Annotated in this window: 15 protein-coding genes; 8 read left to right on the top strand and 7 right to left on the bottom strand. The window is 62.4% G+C overall.

All coding sequences use genetic code 11. The features are described from left to right. Positions 1–12: 12 nt before the first annotated feature. Complete coding sequence (locus BLS48_RS16745) at positions 13–342, bottom strand: hypothetical protein (RefSeq protein ID WP_091579311.1); 330 nt, start codon at positions 340–342, stop codon at positions 13–15. A 283-nt stretch (positions 343–625) separates the two neighbouring features. Here BLS48_RS16745 and BLS48_RS16740 point away from each other — a divergent pair, with 283 nt between their 5' ends. From BLS48_RS16740 to BLS48_RS16730, 3 genes are all read left to right on the top strand, one after another. Further along, positions 626–838 carry a cold-shock protein gene (locus tag BLS48_RS16740; protein WP_010910991.1) on the top strand — a complete coding sequence of 71 codons (213 nt, stop codon included), beginning with the start codon at positions 626–628 and terminating at the stop codon, positions 836–838. 189 nt (positions 839–1,027) lie between these two features. Beyond that, a complete protein-coding gene (locus tag BLS48_RS16735) occupies positions 1,028–1,315 on the top strand; it encodes a hypothetical protein (protein WP_425284693.1) in 288 nt (95 codons plus the stop codon). Beyond that, the gene (locus BLS48_RS16730; protein WP_091579306.1) at positions 1,312–1,566 is read left to right on the top strand and encodes a type II toxin-antitoxin system RelE family toxin; all 255 of its coding nucleotides are present in this window, start codon (positions 1,312–1,314) and stop codon (positions 1,564–1,566) included. Before BLS48_RS16735 ends, BLS48_RS16730 begins: the two co-directional genes overlap by 4 nt. Before the next feature lie 9 nt (positions 1,567–1,575). Here BLS48_RS16730 and BLS48_RS16725 read toward each other — a convergent pair whose 3' ends face one another. From BLS48_RS16725 to BLS48_RS16715, 3 genes are all read right to left on the bottom strand, one after another. After that, positions 1,576–2,187 (bottom strand): glutathione S-transferase family protein, encoded by a 612-nt coding sequence (locus BLS48_RS16725; RefSeq protein ID WP_091579304.1) that lies wholly within the window; start codon positions 2,185–2,187, stop codon positions 1,576–1,578. A gap of 193 nt (positions 2,188–2,380) precedes the next feature. Beyond that, positions 2,381–3,229, bottom strand: coding sequence for an EAL domain-containing protein (locus BLS48_RS16720; RefSeq protein WP_091579301.1), 849 nt, complete (start codon positions 3,227–3,229; stop codon positions 2,381–2,383). Next, entirely contained in the window at positions 3,226–4,122 is an 897-nt protein-coding gene (locus BLS48_RS16715) for an EAL domain-containing protein (RefSeq protein ID WP_091579298.1), read from the bottom strand. Before BLS48_RS16715 ends, BLS48_RS16720 begins: the two co-directional genes overlap by 4 nt. Positions 4,123–4,318: 196 nt before the next feature. On the opposite strand from BLS48_RS16715, the gene BLS48_RS16710 reads away from it, so the two are divergent. Beyond that, a complete protein-coding gene (locus BLS48_RS16710) occupies positions 4,319–5,521 on the top strand; it encodes a pyridoxal phosphate-dependent aminotransferase (RefSeq protein WP_091579495.1) in 1,203 nt (400 codons plus the stop codon). 69 nt (positions 5,522–5,590) lie between these two features. Here BLS48_RS16710 and BLS48_RS16705 read toward each other — a convergent pair whose 3' ends face one another. Continuing rightward, positions 5,591–5,986: a (R)-mandelonitrile lyase gene (locus tag BLS48_RS16705; protein WP_091579296.1), complete on the bottom strand. Its 396-nt coding sequence runs from the start codon at positions 5,984–5,986 to the stop codon at positions 5,591–5,593. A gap of 271 nt (positions 5,987–6,257) precedes the next feature. Between BLS48_RS16705 and BLS48_RS16700 the strand changes: the two genes are divergently transcribed. The 3 genes from BLS48_RS16700 (at position 6,258) to BLS48_RS16690 (ending at position 11,366) form a co-directional block, all read left to right on the top strand. Then, positions 6,258–7,787, top strand: coding sequence for a putative bifunctional diguanylate cyclase/phosphodiesterase (locus BLS48_RS16700; protein WP_091579293.1), 1,530 nt, complete (start codon positions 6,258–6,260; stop codon positions 7,785–7,787). A gap of 198 nt (positions 7,788–7,985) precedes the next feature. Then, positions 7,986–10,037: an elongation factor G gene (locus tag BLS48_RS16695; RefSeq protein ID WP_091579290.1), complete on the top strand. Its 2,052-nt coding sequence runs from the start codon at positions 7,986–7,988 to the stop codon at positions 10,035–10,037. Positions 10,038–10,868: 831 nt separating this feature from the next. Next, on the top strand, positions 10,869–11,366 hold the full coding sequence (locus BLS48_RS16690) for a methyltransferase family protein (RefSeq protein WP_091579288.1): 498 nt from the start codon (positions 10,869–10,871) through the stop codon (positions 11,364–11,366). Positions 11,367–11,447: 81 nt separating this feature from the next. Here the strand turns inward: BLS48_RS16690 and BLS48_RS16685 are convergent, their stop codons facing one another. Both BLS48_RS16685 and trxB read right to left on the bottom strand, forming a co-directional pair. After that, positions 11,448–12,344, bottom strand: coding sequence for a LysR family transcriptional regulator (locus tag BLS48_RS16685; RefSeq protein WP_091579285.1), 897 nt, complete (start codon positions 12,342–12,344; stop codon positions 11,448–11,450). 80 nt (positions 12,345–12,424) lie between these two features. Continuing rightward, complete coding sequence (gene trxB, locus BLS48_RS16680; protein WP_091579492.1) at positions 12,425–13,399, bottom strand: thioredoxin-disulfide reductase; 975 nt, start codon at positions 13,397–13,399, stop codon at positions 12,425–12,427. Between the two features lie 253 nt (positions 13,400–13,652). On the opposite strand from trxB, the gene BLS48_RS16675 reads away from it, so the two are divergent. Further along, the gene (locus tag BLS48_RS16675; protein WP_091579282.1) at positions 13,653–14,132 is read left to right on the top strand and encodes an Lrp/AsnC family transcriptional regulator; all 480 of its coding nucleotides are present in this window, start codon (positions 13,653–13,655) and stop codon (positions 14,130–14,132) included. Positions 14,133–14,182 lie beyond the last annotated feature (50 nt).

Here is a 14,182-nt window from a genome sequence, read left to right as displayed (position 1 = left end):
CGGACAAAGTGCCTAGTTGGTGTGGAAGAACCGCCGGCGGAAATGCCGCTCATTGTCCGGCCGTTTGCAGTTATAGACCGGGCAGGACTTCGTATCGGCGCTCGGCACGTAGGCGCGCGTCCTCACCTCGCCCATGGTGCAGAATTGCTGGCTCTGCACATAGCGGTCGTAGAGCGGCAGTCCAGGCACCCGCGTCGACTGGTAGCGCAGGATGACGGCGCCCTGCCGCGCGATCGTCGCCTGGACCTTGCCGCAGCTCATGTGCGTCGGGTCGTAGCGCGAGATCGCCTGCGCCTGGGCGGCCACCAGCGTCATGCAGGCGGCAAGCAGAATGGTCTTCATGGTCCTCTCCCCAAACCCTGATCCGCCGCCCGAAAACGGCACGATCCGTGGCAACGGTTTCACCAGATTGGGGCAGCCATTGGGCGGCGTCTCGATCACGGCTTTCTCACGCAGTCTTGTTTTTTATGCGAAAGTAGCCTATATGCGGTCCATTGATATTTCGGCCGATCGATCCGGGCCTCGCGATCTTCGCGTTTGCTGACGTCTATCTCCAAAATCTCGATGCACACCGGCTGGACTTCGGTTCGGTCAAACTAAAGCAAATGTTGAAGGACTATCTAAAATGGCAACTGGAACGGTCAAGTGGTTCAACGCCACCAAGGGCTTCGGCTTCATTCAGCCTGACGCGGGCGGCGCGGACGTTTTCGTCCACATCTCCGCAGTCGAGCGTGCTGGACTGTCGACCCTGGTCGAAGGCCAGAAGATCAACTTCGAGATCGAGCAGGACCGCCGCACTGGCAAGTCGTCCGCTGGGTCTCTGAGCAAGGCAGCCTGATTTAGCGAATGGCGCGCGCCGGGCGAGAGCCCGGGGCGCGCGGCAAGTCACTGATGTACTGACAGTCGCGCGAGAAGCGCGCCGGAGCGGAAAGACCCGACAAGCTGGATCAGCAGATAGCTGCCAGCCCGGACCAGACGCTCCCGATCAGGCTACCGGAAATGGGAAGGCGGGATTTATCCCGCCTTTTTGTTTGTCTGGATTTCAGTGAAACGCTGCCTTGGCCCATGGTACCAGCCATGGTATTTTTGGCCCGATATTGGTACTTTTAACCGCATGACAAAGCTCGAACAGATCGAAAAATCCGTCGCAGCCCTGAGTCCCGAGGAACTGAAGGCGTTTGCCGCATGGTTCGAGGCGCTTCAGGCGGATATGTGGGATCGGCAGATCGAAGCCGATGCGAAGTCGGGCCGATTGGACAAGCTTGCAGAACAGGCATTGGCTGACCATCGCGCTGGCCGGACCAGGCCACTGTGAATCATGTCGCCTCTCCATCATTCTGGGAGGCTTATGAAAAACTGCCATCACCAATCAGAGCAAAGGCGGACAGGCGTTTTGTCAGACTGCGCTCCGACCCTTTTCATCCATCATTGCGTTTCAAACAGGTCGGACGCTATTGGTCGGCACGAGTCGACGACAACTACCGGGCTGTTGCCATCCGCGACAATGAAGACGTGATCTGGTTCTGGATCGGCACCCACGCCGACTACGACCATCTCTTGAAGTAGCCAACTATCTCACCCAGGCAGCCACTCGATCGGCACATGCCCCGGATCCGCCTCCACCCTCTTCAGCCAGGCGGCGACCGCCGGATAGGCGTCGAGCTGGAAGCCGCCCTGCTCCGCCGTATGCGTATAGGCATAGAGCGCGATGTCGGCGACACTGAACGCGCCGCCGGCGAAGAAGGCATTGTCTTCCAGATATTTGTTCATCACGCCGAGCGCCTTGTTGCCGCGCTCCAGCGTCATCGCCAGCCGCTCCGGCGTCGCATCCCTGGCGCGTTCGGGGAAAGTCAGCAGCGCCTTGCGCACGGCAATGTAGGGCTCGTGGCTGTATTGCTCGAAGAACAGCCACTGATAGGCCAGCCCGCGCTGATACTTGTCCGCCGGCAGGAAACGTGTGCCTTCGGCGAGATAGAGCAGGATGGCGTTGGATTCGGCCAGCCGCCGGCCATCGTCGAGTTCGAGCAGCGGCACCATGGCGTTCGGATTCTTGGCGACAAACTCCGCTTTTCGCGTCTCGCCGGTGTGCGAACTCACCTCGACATTGGTGAAGGCGAGGCCAAGCTTGGCCATCAGCAGGCGCGGCTTGTAGCAATTGCCGCTGTCGATCATGCTGTAGAGTATCATTGCCATTCCCCCGGAGCGCTGCCTTTTTCTGGCGCGATTATCGCAGCGGCGACAGCCGCAACCAGTGATTTGTTTTGGCAAGACCATCAGCGCCGCTGATGGATGGTCCGCGGTCGTTCAAAAGCGTGTCGAGATTCAGGCCAGGCCGAGCCGAGAACGATGGTCTTTGAGAACCTGAACGGAGCGACACGCCCTAGCCGAACAGCGGAATGACCTTGCTGTCCCTGCCGAGCAGCGTGTCGACGGACAGCGGCTTTTCCTCGAAGATCGTTCCGGCCAGAGCGGGGCGGGCCAGATGATAGCCTTGCAGCAGGTCGACGCCGCCTTCCAGCGCGACGCGCAGATGGGTCGGGTTCTCAATGCCTTCGACCAGCACCTTGGCGCCACGGTCGTGCAAGGTGGAAACCAGCGGGCGGAAGAACCGCTCGGCGGCGGCATGGCGGCAGAACTCCGCGAACCAGGTGCCGTCGATCTTGACGATGTCGGGTTTGAGCAGGCTCACCCGCTCCTCGGTCGAGTGACCGGTGCCGAAATCGTCGATGGCGATGCGGATGCCGTCGCGCCGCATTTCGCGCACCAGCCGGGTGAGAAGCGCATCGTCGGCCGACTGTTCGGTGATTTCGCAAACCAGCATGGCCGGGGCGAGGCCGAAGTCACCGAGATGCCTGGTCATCAACCGGATCTCGGCCAGCGCCCGTCCGGGATGGTCGTTGATCAGCGGATTGTAGTTGAAGAACAGATCGAGCCCTTCGACCCCGATGTTGTGAAAATTCCGCAGATGCAACGCCCGGCACATGGTCTCGACAAACAGCCGATCCGAAGCGGCAACGCCATCGAAGAACACCCGCGCCGCACTGGGCCGGCCGGCACGGTGCGGCTCGATGAGGGCTTCGACCGCCACGGCGTGAAGGAACCGGCCGCGCGGCGAAAAGATCGGCTGATAGGCGCTGCGCAGCCGGAATTCGCCATGGATGCCGTACTCGATGCCGACTTCGTCGATCTGGATCGCATCGTCGACATTGCGCCGCCGCTCCAGCCTCATGGCGTCACCTTGCGCCCGAACGCTTTCGCCGGCCGCGCCGAATGCGCTGCCGTGGCGGAAGCAGGCGTGTCGCCGGCAACGACGGGATCGGGTGTCTGCCTGTCCTTGTCGAAGACGCGAAAGCTGGTTGGCGCCAGCTCGGGCCGCGCCAGCACGAAACCCTGCACCATCGAGGCTCCCGATTTCTCGGCGAGCTCCAGCTGCCATGCCTCCTCGATGCCCTCGAACACCGTGTGGATGCCTTGTTCCTCGAAGCTTTTCACCATGGTGGTCAAGAGCGCGAAACCGGCGCCGGACTCCATCAGCTGCGTGATCCATTGGGCATCGAACTTGACGATATCGGGCTTCAGTTCCTTGATGCGGTTGATGTCGGAATCATCGGCGCCATAGTCGTCGACGGCGATGCGAAAGCCGTTGGCTTTGAGTGCCGCGACGAAGCTGTGCAGGGTTTCCTGCGACGCCGACCTCTGCTCGGTCACTTCGCAGACGACACGGCCTGGATCGATGCCCGCCTCGTGCAGCACCAGCCGCATTTCGCGCAGGGCCTTGTCGGCAACACTGCGTTCGGTGAACACCGACGGGTCGAAATTGATGAAGATCGACGCCTCCTGCGGCAGGCAGGCGCCGGCGTTCAGCAGATGCAGCGTCCTGGTCAGCGCCTCGACATGCAGGCGGTCGACGGACGGGCAGGTGCTGAAGAAATTCATCGGTGATTGCGGCGCGCCGTCGCGGAACGGCCGGATCAGACCTTCGAACGCGACGACCGACAGCTTGCCTTCCTTGAAGGCGAAGATCGGCTGGAAGGCGCTTTGCAGCGTGTAGATGCCCCAGACACCGGTGGAGGTGCCGTTGTCCTGACGGATGATGTGGGCAAGCCCGATGCTGCGCGACAAGGTTCCTCGCTCCGCGATTGGACTGCGATCCTGCCACTCAAGCCTCTACCGCCCGTTAATGAATTTATTGTTGCCGATCACGGGTCCTTGAGATCTGGATCAGCCGACAGTGCTTGCACTGCGCGAAATCATGCGACATGAGAAGCGCCGCGGCCGATCCTGGCCGTCCCGATCCTTCATGGAGACGTTCAAGGTCATGGCCTTTCTTGCCGACACCCTTTCCCGCGTGAAGCCTTCCGCCACCATCGCGGTGACGCAGAAAGCGCGCGAGCTGAAAAATGCCGGCCGTGACATTATCGGGCTGGGCGCCGGCGAGCCGGATTTCGACACGCCCGACAACATCAAGAATGCGGCCATCGAGGCGATCCGCCGTGGTGAGACGAAGTATCCGCCGGTTTCGGGCATCGCGCCGCTGCGCGAGGCGATTGCCAAGAAGTTCAAGCGCGAGAACAATCTCGATTACAAGCCCGAGCAGACCATCGTCGGCACCGGCGGCAAGCAGATCCTGTTCAACGCCTTCATGGCGACGCTGAACCCTGGCGACGAGGTCATCATCCCCCGCCCCTACTGGGTCAGCTACCCCGAAATGGTGGCGATCTGCGGCGGCACCTCGGTGTTTGCCGACACCTCGATCGACAACGGCTTCAAGCTGACCGCTGAAGTGCTGGAAAAGGCGATCACACCGAAAACCAAATGGCTGTTGATGAACTCGCCGTCGAACCCGTCGGGCGCTGCCTACACGGAGCCCGAACTGCGCGCGCTGGCAGATGTCCTGTTGAAGCATCCGCATGTCTGGACGCTGACCGACGACATGTACGAGCACCTGACCTATGGCGACTTCGTCTTCAAGACCATCGCCGAGGTCGAGCCCAGGCTCTATGAGCGCACGCTGACCATGAACGGCGTGTCGAAAGCCTATGCGATGACCGGCTGGCGCATCGGCTATGCGGCCGGCCCGGTCCAGCTGATCAAGGCGATGGACATGATCCAGGGCCAGCAGACATCCGGCGCCTGCACCATCGCGCAATGGGCGTCGGTGGAAGCGCTGAACGGCCCGCAGGACTTCATCGCCAAGAACAAGGCGATCTTTCAAGGCAGGCGCGATCTCGTCGTCTCGATGCTCAACCAGGCGCGCGGCATCACCTGCCCGTCGCCGGAAGGCGCCTTCTATGTCTATCCGTCCTGCGCCCAGCTGATCGGCAAGAAGACCAAGGCCGGCAGGGTGATCGACACCGACGAGGCTTTCTGCTCGGAACTGCTCGAGGCCGAAGGCGTCGCGGTGGTCTTCGGCTCGGCCTTTGGCCTTGGGCCCAACTTCCGTATCTCCTACGCCACCTCGGAGGCGCTGCTGGAGGAAGCCTGCACGCGCATCCAGCGGTTCACCGCGTCGCTGACCTGATCAGGTACGCCATAGTGGAAATGAAAAACCCGGCTCAACGCCGGGTTTTTCATGAGCTCGGCTCGGTACTCAGCCGCCATATTGCGCTGACGTCACCGCTTCCAGCCAATCGGCATGGACACCGTCGAGCGCCTCCTGCATGGCGATATGCGTCATCGCCGATTTCGGCGCTGCGCCATGCCAGTGCTTTTCGCCAGGCGCGAATGAGATGACGTCGCCGGCCCTGATCTCCTGGACCGCCTCTCCCCATGTCTGGGCAAGGCCGGCACCTGCAGTGACATAGAGCGTCTGGCCAAGCGGATGCGTGTGCCAATGGGTGCGCGCGCCCGGCTCGAAGCTGACCAGCGTGGCCCGCAGCCGCGCCGGCGCCTCCTTATCGATGATCGGCGTCTGCAGCACCCGGCCGGTGAAATATTTCTCCGGCGCTATGATGGTCGGCACGCTGCCACAGGCAATGATCTTCATGGTCGGTGGGTCCTTGATCTGGTGGCGGACTGGCGGCAGAAGGCCGCCTCTCCTGACATTGGCGCAAGCCGGCACTTTCCTCCGATATGCCGCGCCGTGCAACTGCCATCGACCTTCGCCGCTCCCCTGCCGGTCTTCACACCAGGCTTCTTAACCATGAACGTTGGATCGCAGGCACGGGTGGCCAAATTGCTGGCCAGGCGTGGCTGCCTCAAGGGCTTTTTAACGGCTGCCCACTAGCCCTCTGCCGGCGGATGCAGGGGGCGATGCGATGAGCATATTGGCGACGATCAAGGACCATAGCGGCCGGATCTACCGTGGCATCCAGTCCTTGCTTCTGATCAGCATCGGCGCCGCGTTGCTTGGCGCTGTCGAGATGTCGGAAAATCTGTCTTCCGGCAGCGCCTTCGTGGTCTCGATTCTCGCCACCAGCCTGGCCTTGCTGGCACTGATGTACATGCGCAGCAGCGTCGTCCATAGCCTGAAATCCGCGGCCGTCGCCGAGGCCGAAAAGCATCATTTCCTGACCAGGGACGCGATGACGGGGGCGATGACACGCCGCTATTTCCTCGAAGCGCTGGGCAACAGCCTGGGCACCATGCGCGATCGGCGCGATGCGGCCCTGCTGCTGATCGACCTCGACCATTTCAAGCAGCTCAACGACACGTTCGGGCATCAGTTCGGCGACCGCACCCTGGCGCATCTCGTCAAGACCGCCGAGCGCATCTTTGCCGGCGGCATGGTCGGTCGGCTCGGTGGCGACGAATTCGGCGTCATCATTCCGCACAGCGATCTCATCGCCATTAACAAGGATGTGCGGCAACTGCTGGACGCCATGCGGGCCGGCAAATCCCATGAAGGCAGGACCATTCCGCTCTCCATTTCCGTCGGCGTCGCGCTGGCGCCGACACATGCGTCGAACACGACGGAACTGATGCTGGTTGCCGACCTGGCGCTTTACGAAAGCAAGGCGGCGGGCCGTGGCCGCGTCACCGTGTTCGACGAGGAGATGCTGTCCGACAAGCGCTACCGCCGCCTAGTCGAGCGGGAGCTGCGCGCCGCGGTCTATCTCGGCGAGCTCGAGCTGCACTACCAGCCGATCGTCAACCCGGACGGTTCCACCTATGGCTTCGAAGGGCTGATCCGCTGGCGCCATCCGGTTCGCGGCCTGATCTCGCCGGCCGAATTCATTCCGATCGCCGAACGCTCGACGCTGATCGACATGCTCGGCGAATGGGTGTTCAAGCGGGCTTGCGCCGATATCGGCTATTTCCCCGGTCGCAGCATCTCGATCAACGTCTCCGGCGAACAGCTGAAGCGCGACGAGATCGTCACCATGTGTGACCGCGTGCTGAAGGAAACCGGCCGCTCCGCGACGCAATTCGTCATCGAGATCACCGAGACGGTAGCGACCGCCGCCACGCCCGAAATCCTGCGGCGCCTCGAAGCCTTGCGCGGCCTCGGCTTCCACATCGCGCTCGACGATTTCGGTACCGGCCATTGCGGCTTCAACTACCTGAAGACCTTGCCCATCGACTGTATCAAGATCGACCGTTCCTATATCCGCAGCCTCGCCCACGACCAGGTGGCGCAGATCTTCGTTTCGGCGCTCGCCCAGATCGCGCGCATCCAGGATGTCACCATCGTCGCCGAGGGCGTCGAGACGCAAGAAGAGTTCGCGCTCGCCAGGGCCGCCGGCTGCAATCGTTTCCAGGGCTATTTCTTCGACAGGCCGGCGCCGCGCGACAAGGTCAGTCCCTTGCGCACTGCCAATACCGACCAGCTCGCACTGAGCGCCTGAGGCGGCGGCGGAGCGTCAAATTTCTATTTTTCTTGCCCTGCCGGCAAACAAGTGGGACGATGCCCCCAGGTGGTGGCAATCAAAAAGAACCCCGCCCGCGACGGTCGAACAGGCCGGCCGCCGCTCAGGACCGATTGACCCGCCTGAACCAAGAAATGCCAGTCGGTCCCTAGGGAAACGCCTGAGTGGAGGTCAGTCATGGGTACTCGCGCCGGAGGACGACGCACGGGACCGAAATGCATTGCCATAGTCGGTCCCTTCGCAAGCGGTAAGACGACACTTCTCGAAGCCATATTGGCCCGCACGGGCGCCATTCCCCGCCAGAACCCGGTTTCCTCGGGCAATACCGTTTCAGACCATTCGCCGGAGGCGCGCGCCCACGCCATGAGCGTCGAGGCGACCTTCGCCACCACCGAATTCATGGGCGAGCAGATCACCTTCGTCGACTGTCCCGGCTCGATCGAATTCTCCTTCGAGGCCGAGCCGGTGCTGGCCGCATGCGACCTCGCGGTGGTCGTGGCCGAGGCCGACGAAAAGAAGATCCCGGCGCTGCAACTGATCATGCGCAAGCTCGACGATCTCGGCGTGCCGCGCATCCTGTTCCTCAACAAGGTCGACAAGGCGATATCAGGCGTGCGCGACACGCTGAAGATGCTGCAGCCGGCAAGTGCGGTACCTTTGCTGCTGCGCCAGATTCCGCTGCGCAAGGATGGCGTCGTCATCGGCTCGATCGATCTGGCGCTGGAGCGCGCCTACATCTATCGCGAATATGCCGAGAGCGAAATTGCGCAGATACCGGGGGACGACAAGGCGCGCGAGCTCGAAGCGCGCTTCTCCATGTTGGAAACCCTGGCCGACCATGACGACCAGCTGATGGAACAGCTGCTCGAAGAAATCGAGCCGCCCAAGGATGCGATCTTCGACGACCTCGCCGCCGATCTGCGCGATGGCGCGGTGACGCCGGTACTGATCGGCACCGCCGAAAAGGGCAATGGCGTGCTGCGCCTCTTGAAGGCAATCCGCCACGACGCGCCCGACATCGAGGCGACCCGCAAGCGGCTCGGCGCCCCCGATGGCAGCGCCACCGTGGTTCAGGTGATGAAGACCATTCACACGCCACATGGCGGCAAACTGTCGGTGTCGCGCATCCTGTCCGGCCAGGTCGTCGACGGTTCCGAACTCTGGCTGCCTAACGGTGATACGGCGAAGGTCTCCGGCATCTACAGGATGCTTGGCAAGGACCAGTCCAAGCTCACCACCGCCAAGGCTGGCGATACCGTGGCGCTCGGCAAGCTGGACGAGGTCAAGACCGGCCAGACGCTGACCTCGGCCAAGGGCGGCACCAAACAGCTGTTCAATGTCGAGCCGCCGCAGCCGGTCTTCGCCTTCGCGCTGCGCCCCAAGGAGCGCAAGGATGAGGTGAAGATGTCGGCCGCCATCCAGCGGCTGGCCGAGGAGGACCCTTCGCTCAGTCTGCGCCACAACCAGGACTCGGCCGAGACCGTGCTGTCGGGTCATGGCGAGATGCATCTGCGTGTCGTGCGCGAGCGGCTGGAAGGCAAGAACCAGATTCCGGTCGAAGGCCACGCCCCGGCGGTGCCCTACCGCGAGACGATCCGCAAAACGGCGCAGCAGCGCGGGCGCCACAAGAAGCAGTCCGGCGGCCATGGCCAGTTCGGCGATGTGGTGATCGAGATCAAACCGCTGCCGCGCGGCTCCGGCTTCCAGTTCACCGACACCATCACCGGCGGCGTCGTGCCGAAGACCTATATCCAGTCGGTCGAGACTGGCGTGCGCGACTATTTGAAGTCCGGCCCGCTCGGCTTCCCGGTGGTCGATGTCGCCGTCAACCTGTCGGACGGCTCCTACCATGCGGTCGATTCGTCCGACATGGCCTTCCAGATGGCGGCCAGGCTGGCGATGAAGGAAGGCATGGCCGCCTGCTCGCCGGTGCTTCTGGAACCGGTGATGAAGGTCGAGATCGTCACGCCATCCGACGCGACCTCGAAGATCATCGCGCTTATCCCGCAGCGGCGCGGCCAGATCCTTGGCTATGACGCGCGGCCCGACTGGCCGGGATGGGATGTCGTCGAGGCAACCATGCCGCAAGCCGAGATCGGCGACCTGATCATCGAATTGCGCTCGGCGACAGCGGGCGTCGCCAGTTACCGCGCCACCTTCGATCACATGGCGGAACTTACCGGTCGCCTCGCCGACGACGCGATGAACGCCAGCGGCAAGGCCGCCTGATCCTGTCGCCACGCCGCGTTGGCCCTCGAACCTCGGTTTGAGGGCCATGGCGCTCCAAAAGTGCGTAGCGGTTTTACGACAACGAGATGCATGAAAACAAAAGCTTAAGGCGAGTCGACTGAACCTGTTTCAGCGCACACGCCTTAAATGAAAACGACGCCCAGCGGGAACCGGACGTCGTTTTATCGCGGACCGTTTTCTTGGGAGGTAAAAACGGCAGGTCCGCCGCACCTGACGCTGCCAAGCTTCGCCGGAAGAATGGTTCGGACGCGGTAGCCGCCTGAGCCCGGGCCCGTCCGAGTGATGCCCCCATCTCCCGTCCGAACCACACCGCGTCCTATGATCTGCATAGCACGCGACGAGCGCCCGCGACATGTTACCAGAGGTTACATGTCACTGTTACGTGGCAATTCTGTTGGACTTTTCAGAGGTGCCGACGGGGCGCAGGCAACAAAAAAGCCGGATCAACGAAGATCCGGCTGAGTTTGATTGGAAGTGCCTGTTAAGGCTAACCTCCAGAGGGGAACACTCAAGGGCGCTAATGGGAGGAGAACGCGCCCCAGAGATGATCTATATATGTGCTCATCATGCCCAAGAAACAAGCATCTATTTTGCAACACACGCATGCAAAAAGACGCAGGCTGTGGTCTAACCCATATCTGGGACCAATAGGACCAGCAAAAATCCCGAAACGGAGCGCTGGACAGGACGATCATCACTACAGAATCGCGAAACGCGACCGGTTTTTGCCCCAAAATGCCAAAACTTCGCAATGATGTGGAAACGGGCAGCAGGCGTTCATTTCTCAGGCAATCAGGGAGGAAGCCCCCAATGCGGACTTTTTCGGCGATCGCCGGCAGTGCGGCCTTCTTCATCGCGGCGCCTGGCGTGGTTGCCGGGCTGGTACCCTGGCTGCTGACCGATCGCTGGGGGCTGCCATGGTCGAGGCTGCCGGGCCTTGTCCCGATTGGCGGGCTGCTGATCGTCGCCGCGATAGCGGTGCTGCTCCACGCCTTCGCCCGCTTCGCGCTTGAGGGGCTGGGCACGCCCGCGCCGGTGGCGCCGACCGAGAAGCTGGTGATCGGCGGCATCTACCGCCATGTCCGCAACCCGATGTATGTCGCGGTGCTGTCGATCATCCTCGGCCAGGCGCTGCTGTTCTCGAGCTGGACGCTTGCCGCCTATGCAGCCATTGCGGCGGCTGCCATGGCCTCCTTCGTGCGGCTCTACGAAGAGCCGACGCTTGCCCGTCGCTACGGCTCCGAATACGAAACCTATCGCCGCGCCGTGCCCGGCTGGCTGCCACGCTTGACGCCATGGCGGGGTTGAGCCGAGGAAACGAAGCAGCGCCGTTTGAGGGCATGCCGGGTTTCAGGTCAGGCCGACATCACCTGAATATCGACACCGCCCTCAGAAGGACCAGCTTCTGGCCTTCGCAATGATAAAATCCCGGAACACATGCAGCTTGGCCTGGTTCTTCATCGCGTCGGGATAGGCGAGATAGGTGTCGAAGGACGGTACCTCTGTCTCCGGCAGCAACTGCACCAGGCCGGAATCCTTGTTGATCACATAGTCGGGCAGCATGGCGATGCCGGCTCCGCCCTGCACGGCACGCTTGATCGACAATATGTCGTTGATCTGCAGCGTCGGCACCCTTTGTCCGCCTTCGAAATCGCCGACCGTCTCCAGCCAATTCAGCTCCGACAGATGCGACGGCACCGGCACGCCGAAGGTGACGATGCGATGGTTCTTCAGCTCTGCGACCGAAGCCGGCTTGCCGTACTTGGCCACATAGGAGGGAGCCGCGTAAAGGTGGAAATGCACGGTGAACAGGCGGCGCTGGATGAGGTCCGGCTGCTGCGGCTGGCGCAGCCGGATAGCGCAATCGGCTTGACGCATGGTGAGGTCGAGTTCCTCATTGGCGAGGATCAGTTGCAGGCTGATGTCAGGGTAGAGTTCGATGAATTCCTGCAGGCGCTCGGTCAGCCAGCCAGCACCCAACCCAACCGTCGTCGTTACCCTGAGTACGCCCGAGGGACGGTCCTTGGTCTCGGTCAGCCGCGACTTGATCGTCTCAAGCTTCATCAGCACGTCGTGCGCCGTGCGGAACAGCATTTCGCCCTGCTCGGTCAGCACCAGGCCGCGGGCATGGCGGTTGAACAGCGGAACGCCAACATCATGCTCGAGCGCGCTGACCTGCCGCGAGATCGCCGATTGCGACAAATGCAAAGTCTCGGCCGCATGGGTAAACGACCCCGCTTCCGCCGCTGCGTGAAACACGCGTAGCTTGTCCCAATCCAACGCCATGATACCCCTCGTTCTGCTTTTGGCGTCTGAATGAAAAATCAGGCTTTTACACGGCGTCTCTAAGCCGTTTTCTGAACCCTCTACTCCGCCGCTTCGCGGTGCACCTCGATGCCGGCCAGATACTTTTCCGCCTCCAGCGCGGCCATGCAGCCGAGTCCTGCCGCCGTCACCGCCTGGCGGTAGACATCGTCGGTGACGTCGCCGGCCGCGAACACGCCGGGCACGTCGGTGCGAGTCGAATCCGGTGCCGTCCACAGATAGCCGTTGGGCTTCTGCTTCAGCTTGCCGACGAACAGCTCGACCGCCGGCGCGTGGCCGATCGCCACGAACACGCCGTCGACCTTGAGATGCGTTTCGGCGCCGGTCGCCGCATGCTTGAGCTTCAGCCCTTCGACCGAGGGTGGCAGCGGCGCCTTGCCGGGGCGGCCGGTGATCTCGTCGACCACCGTGTCCCAAATGACGCGAACATTGTCCTTCTTCAGCAGCCGTTCGCGCAGGATGCGCTCGGCGCGGAAATCGCTGCGCCGATGGATGACCGTGACGCTCTTGGCGAGGTTCGACAGATAGAGCGCTTCTTCCACCGCCGAATTGCCGCCGCCGATCACGGCGACATCCTTGCCGCGATAGAAGAAGCCGTCGCAGGTGGCGCAGGCCGAGACACCGAACCCCATGAAGGTCTGCTCGGTCGGAATGCCCAGCCATTTGGCTTGCGCGCCGGTGGCGATGATCAGCGCGTCGGCGGTGTAGGTGGTGCCGGAATCGCCCTTGGCGCGGAACGGCCGCACATTGAGGTCGACCTCGGTGATGATGTCGTTGATGATGTCGGTGCCGACATGCTCGGCTTGCTTCAGCATCTGCTCCATCAGCCAGGGACCCTGGATGGGGTCGGCGAAACCGGGATAGTTCTCGACATCGGTGGTGATCATCAGCTGGCCGCCCTGCTGCAGGCCGGCGACCAACATCGGCTTCAACATGGCGCGAGCAGCGTAGACTGCCGCCGTATAGCCGGCCGGACCGGAACCGATGATGAGAACGGGCGCGTGCTTGGTGGTCATCTGGAAGCCTCTGCGGAGGGCTGCCGGCAATTGCGGCATGGAAAACTCGTCGATATCGCGCGTAATGTAAGTGTTGCCCACGACGCCAGCAAGGCAAGTTGGCGTTCGTCCCCGGAAAGCTTTGTCGCACCCTGTCCCCTGCTTTGATCCTCCGAAATATTCCGAGCGAGGGATGGAATGGACAGCGAAGTCGTTTAATTACAAAATCACGCAAGATTCTTGCGTGTCGCCCCTGACTTTCTCGAGAACCCTCATGCCGCTCAAGGCCGACCTCGACGCCATCGACTGGAAGATCCTGCGCGAGCTCCAGGCCGATGGGCGCATGACCAATGTCGAACTGTCGAGCCGCGTCGGCATTTCGGCGCCGCCCTGCCTGCGCCGCGTCAAGCGATTGGAGGAAACCGGCATCATTCGCGGCTACCGCGCGCTGCTCAACGCGCCGGCGCTCGGCCTCGATGTCGTCGCCTTCTGCCTGGTCGGGCTGCATCATCAGTCCGATGCCGAGTTGCGCACCTTTGCCGAGCGCACGCGCGGCTGGCCGATCGTGCGCGACGCCTGGATGGTGTCGGGCGAATCCGATTTCCTGCTGCATTGCGTGGCAAGCGATCTCGGCGCCTTCCAGACCTTCGTCATCGAGGAACTGACTTCTACCCCGAATGTCGACACGGTGCGTACCGCGCTCACCATCCGCCGGGTCAAGGACGAAGGGCTGGTCTCGTTCGAACGGCCTTGAGACCGGTCGAACGCCGGCGTGCGAGCCGGTGTGAATTCCGGCGTTTCGCC

The organism is Mesorhizobium qingshengii (genome assembly GCF_900103325.1).
GTDB classification, from domain to species: Bacteria; Pseudomonadota; Alphaproteobacteria; order Rhizobiales; family Rhizobiaceae; genus Mesorhizobium; species Mesorhizobium qingshengii.
Note: the sequence above shows the minus strand (reverse complement) of the source record. Positions and strands in the feature narration are given on the sequence as shown.

What these genes read in the sequence shown, in the direction of transcription:
- BLS48_RS16745 (WP_091579311.1), bottom strand. Translation starts at nt 342, where the DNA reads ATGAAGACCATTCTGCTTGCCGCCTGCATGACGCTGGTGGCCGCCCAG.
- BLS48_RS16740 (WP_010910991.1), top strand. Translation starts at nt 626, where the DNA reads ATGGCAACTGGAACGGTCAAGTGGTTCAACGCCACCAAGGGCTTCGGC.
- BLS48_RS16725 (WP_091579304.1), bottom strand. Translation starts at nt 2,187, where the DNA reads ATGATACTCTACAGCATGATCGACAGCGGCAATTGCTACAAGCCGCGC.
- BLS48_RS16720 (WP_091579301.1), bottom strand. Translation starts at nt 3,229, where the DNA reads ATGAGGCTGGAGCGGCGGCGCAATGTCGACGATGCGATCCAGATCGAC.
- BLS48_RS16710 (WP_091579495.1), top strand. Translation starts at nt 4,319, where the DNA reads ATGGCCTTTCTTGCCGACACCCTTTCCCGCGTGAAGCCTTCCGCCACC.
- BLS48_RS16705 (WP_091579296.1), bottom strand. Translation starts at nt 5,986, where the DNA reads ATGAAGATCATTGCCTGTGGCAGCGTGCCGACCATCATAGCGCCGGAG.
- BLS48_RS16700 (WP_091579293.1), top strand. Translation starts at nt 6,258, where the DNA reads ATGAGCATATTGGCGACGATCAAGGACCATAGCGGCCGGATCTACCGT.
- BLS48_RS16695 (WP_091579290.1), top strand. Translation starts at nt 7,986, where the DNA reads ATGGGTACTCGCGCCGGAGGACGACGCACGGGACCGAAATGCATTGCC.
- BLS48_RS16690 (WP_091579288.1), top strand. Translation starts at nt 10,869, where the DNA reads ATGCGGACTTTTTCGGCGATCGCCGGCAGTGCGGCCTTCTTCATCGCG.
- BLS48_RS16685 (WP_091579285.1), bottom strand. Translation starts at nt 12,344, where the DNA reads ATGGCGTTGGATTGGGACAAGCTACGCGTGTTTCACGCAGCGGCGGAA.
- trxB (WP_091579492.1), bottom strand. Translation starts at nt 13,399, where the DNA reads ATGACCACCAAGCACGCGCCCGTTCTCATCATCGGTTCCGGTCCGGCC.
- BLS48_RS16675 (WP_091579282.1), top strand. Translation starts at nt 13,653, where the DNA reads ATGCCGCTCAAGGCCGACCTCGACGCCATCGACTGGAAGATCCTGCGC.